5 protein-coding genes are annotated in these 3,856 nt (G+C 71.0%); all 5 read right to left on the minus strand.

The window, feature by feature from the left end; all coding sequences use genetic code 11:
* Positions 1-507 (minus strand): head-tail connector protein (locus tag B3547_RS21570; protein ID WP_292966935.1); only part of this gene is annotated, 507 nt, incomplete at its 3' end.
* Positions 508-640: 133 nt separating this feature from the next.
* Positions 641-1,795 (minus strand): phage major capsid protein, encoded by a 1,155-nt coding sequence (locus tag B3547_RS21575; RefSeq protein WP_292966938.1) that lies wholly within the window; start codon positions 1,793-1,795, stop codon positions 641-643.
* Between the two features lie 82 nt (positions 1,796-1,877).
* Positions 1,878-2,297, minus strand: a complete 420-nt coding sequence (locus B3547_RS21580) for an HK97 family phage prohead protease (RefSeq protein ID WP_292966941.1) — start codon at positions 2,295-2,297, stop codon at positions 1,878-1,880.
* Entirely contained in the window at positions 2,294-2,602 is a 309-nt protein-coding gene (locus B3547_RS21585) for a DUF6127 family protein (RefSeq protein ID WP_136955739.1), read from the minus strand. Before B3547_RS21585 ends, B3547_RS21580 begins: the two co-directional genes overlap by 4 nt.
* Complete coding sequence (locus tag B3547_RS21590; protein WP_292966947.1) at positions 2,599-3,774, minus strand: phage portal protein; 1,176 nt, start codon at positions 3,772-3,774, stop codon at positions 2,599-2,601. Before B3547_RS21590 ends, B3547_RS21585 begins: the two co-directional genes overlap by 4 nt.
* Positions 3,775-3,856 lie beyond the last annotated feature (82 nt).

Below are 3,856 nucleotides of genomic sequence, written 5' to 3' on the forward strand. Positions count from 1 at the left end.
CGGAGCGGCGGACGGGGCTTTGCCGTCCTCCGCATCGTCGCGCGCGCGGTGATGATAGGCCGCCAGCCGGATCACGCCATGGCGCAGCGCGTCGGGCAGCGCGGTCCAGTCGGCGGCCAACCCGGCGGTATAGCGCACCACCGCCCGCGCCGGATCGCCGGGCGCGCGCAGGCGCACCGTACCGGTGCCGTCCGCATCGATGTCGATGGCATAGGCCTCGGCCGCCAGCGCGGTGCGGGTTCCGTCCACCGCCAGCATCCACACGCCGGTGATGGCCTGAACGGGGCGGGCGGACAGCACCTGCCACGCGCCACAGGCGGGGATCGTGTCTTCGCAGGTCGCCGTCAGCGGCATCGTGCCGGTGAAGCCTTCGCACAATTCCAGCGCGGTCATCAAAAGAGCGGTCAGTTCCGCGTCGTCGGTGCCGGTGGCAATGCCCAGCCACGCCTTCAGTTCGGAAAGCGCCGCCGGCGAAAGCACGGGCGGCGTGACGATGGCCCGCATCATGGCAATCTCCGGAAATGGTCGTCGGGAAGGGCGGAAGGGACGCCCGCGATCGGCAGGGGGGACCGATCGCGGGCGCCAGTGCCGGCGCGCCAGGGGAGGGGAAACGCGCCGGAAGCCATGTGGGTGCCCGCGATCAGGCGGTGATCTTCAGCAGCTTGATCGCGTCGCTGTCGAGCAGCTGCCCGCCCACGCGCTTGGTGGCGTAGAACTGGACGTAGGGCTTGTTGCTGTAGGGATCGCGCAGGATCGTGGTCTCGCGGCGTTCGGCGATCAGGTAGCCCGCCTGGAAGTTGCCGAAGGCGATCGGCAGCGCGCCGGCGGCCACGTCGGGCATGTCTTCCGCCTCGATCACCGGATAGCCCAGCAGGCGGTTGGGCTGCCCTTCGGCGATGCCCGGCTGCCACAGGAACGCGCCGTCGGCGCTCTTGAACTTGCGCACCGTGGCCATCGTGGTCGAATTCATCACCCAGACCGAACCCTGCCGCAGCGGGGCCTTCAGCGCGAAGATCATGTCGATCAGCTTGGCTTCGGGGCTGGTGTCGAAGCCCGCCGCCGCGCCCGAGCCGATGTGCTGGAGTGTGCCGAAGGTCCGCGCGGTATCGCCCGCGGTGCTCGTCGCGCCGGTCAGGAAGCCCTTGGGCTGGCTGGTGCCGCTGCCGTTGATGAAGGCCGCGCCTTCGGCCCGCGCGAACTCGGTCGCGATCTCGCCGGCCAGCCACTCCGCCACGTCGAACGCGGCGTCATCGAGCATGGCCTGCGTGGCGGACGGGTTGGCATAGAGTTCGCCCCATGGCGGCGCGATCTCGGCCAGCTTGGGGCTGGCGGTCTCGGGCCGCGCGGCGGTTTCGGAAACCCAGCCCGATGCCGTGCCGCCGATCGAGATCAGCCGGCGGAACCCACTGGTGCCGGTGCGCACGACCGACGCGATCGACCGGATCGGGCTGATTTCGGCGAGCCGCTTCGCCAGCACCTCGTCGATCTCGCGCGGCACGGCATAGCCGCCATCGGCCGCCACGCCCTGCGACAGGGATTTGAGTTCGCTTTCGCGGCCATGGCGCAGGTAGCCGTCGACGAAGCCCTTCATCTCGGCGCCGGTGGGTGCGCCGCCGGCCAGCAGAGGGCGGATCGCGGCGCGGCCGACTTTGTCGAGCCGGCCCTTCACGTCCTCGATGTCGGTGCGGATGGTGGCGAGCGCCTCGTCCTGGGCGTCCTGGCGGGCGACGATGTCGAACGAGGCATCGAAGGCGTCGTTCTTGGTTTCGATGGGGGCGGGGGTTTCGCTGTTCATGGGGTCGAACGTCCTTTCGACAAGAAAAGGCCGCCCGACGAGACGGCCCGGAGAAACGGGGTGAGGGAGGGAAGCGGGTGGCTCAGCCCGCCAGATGCACGCGCGCCGATGGCTGCATCGGGTGGGAGACGAGGCTGACTTCCAGGATGTCCACCGCGTGCAGCTCGCGCCCGTCCGGCGTGGCATGGCCTGCCGTCACGCGGTAGCCGAACGACAGGCCGTTCACGGCGCGGGTGGCGAGCGCCCGCGCCGGCAACCCGGCCGCCGCGTCGATCGTGCCGGTCACGCGCAACCCGCGCTCGTCCTCGATCGCGGCATCGATCCAGCCGATGCGGCGGTCCGGCCGGTGCTGCCAGTACACCGGCAGCCGCTCGCCACGCTCGGCGCGTTGCGTCAGGCTGCGAGCGAAGGCGCCTTGCCGGATCACGTCGCCGCCGCTGTCGCGCCGGTCGAAGATCGCGGCATAGCCGGCAAAGCGCAGCGGCGCTTGCGCGGCGCTCACCGGATCATGTCCCACAGGCCCAGCCGCACCACGATCCCCACCAGCAGCAGCGCCAGCACGGCGCGGACGGCCCAGTCCACCACGGCCTGCCACGCGCTCGTCTTGGCATCGCGCCAGGCTTGCAGCAGTTGCCGCAGCTCGATCAGGTCGGCGTGGGCGGTCTCGTCGGCAAGGCCCATCCGCTCCAGCACGCGCGCCGCGCCCAGATCGCAGGCTTCCTCCACCACCGCGCGCAGCGTCACCAGGTCCGATCCCTCCGCTTCCGCCTGCGCGATCAGCCGCGCCAGCATCTCCTCGCGCATCACGGCTGCACCGGTGCGATGCCCAGCAACGCGCGCTTTTCGTCGGCGGAGAGGAAATCGGCGGCATTCACTTGCGACCACAACCGCTCGCGATCCTCGGCCAGCGCCGGAATCCCGTCCGCGTCGACCGCAAGGCTGGCATCCGCGAACCACGGCGCCAGCCCTTCGCCCAGCGCGTCGAGGATCTTGGCGGCCAGCGGCAGCAGCGTCAGCCGCCACAGCGCACGGTTGGCCTCGCGGTAGTTGGCATAGGTGCTGTCGCCCGGCAGGCCGATCAGCATTGGCGGCACGCCGAAGGCCAGCGCGATGTCGCGCGCGGCGGCGGCCTTCAGCGTGGCGAAGTCCATGTCCGCCGGGGTCAGCGCCATCGCTTGCCATTTCAGGCCGCCTTCCAGCAGCATCGGCCGCCCGGCGTTGGCCTGCCCGGAAAAGGCGCTCGCCAGCTCGGCGCGGATGCGCTCGAACTGGTCGGCCGAAAGCGCCGCGCCCGGCTCGCCCGGATCATAGACCAGCGCGCCCGATGGCCGCGCCGCGTTTTCCAGCAGCGCCCGGTTCCACCGCGCCGCCGCGTTGTGCAGCGCCACGGCCTCGTCCGCCGCTTCCAGGCAGCCGGCGCCATAGTGATCGTCGCCGGGATGGTAGCTGCGGATATGGATCAGGTTGGGCAGGCCCAGGTCGTCCACGGCGTCGATCGTCAGCGATCGTTCGCCCACCTTGTAGAGGAACGCCGCCGGCCAGCCCGTCGCGTCGGGCACGATCGTCACCCGCTCCGGGCGCAGCGCGAAGAGTTCGGCGGGGCGGCCTTCCGCGTCGCGCAGCACCTGCACATAGCCGTTGCCGTGCAGCAGCAACTGGCTGGCCAGCGTTTCCAGCAGCGCCTGCCCCGCGCTCGTCGCCGCGATCAGCACGGCCAGTTCGGGGTGTGAGGCGCGCACCGGGGCGCTGCCCACCCCTTCGGCCACCAGCCGCACCGCGCGCTGCGCCACGGGGTTGCGCAGATAGGCTTCGCGGATCGCGGTCGGATAGTGGATCGGCGTCCGCGCGCTGGGGGTGCCGGTGCCACCGCGCCCATCGAACGCCTCGACCCAGGGCGAAACGAAGCTGCGCCCCAAGGGCGCGCGCGGGGTCACCGGCTCGCCCTTGAAGGCGGCCGCAAGCGATTGAAAGAAGGACATGAACGGCCTTTCTGTCGGAAGTGTCAGTCGAACCACACGCGCGGTTCGCCCGCGCGGCCCAGCATCAGTTCGGTCAGCGCCC

This window comes from Novosphingobium sp. UBA1939 (genome assembly GCF_002336885.1).
In the GTDB taxonomy this organism is placed as follows: domain Bacteria; phylum Pseudomonadota; class Alphaproteobacteria; order Sphingomonadales; family Sphingomonadaceae; genus Novosphingobium.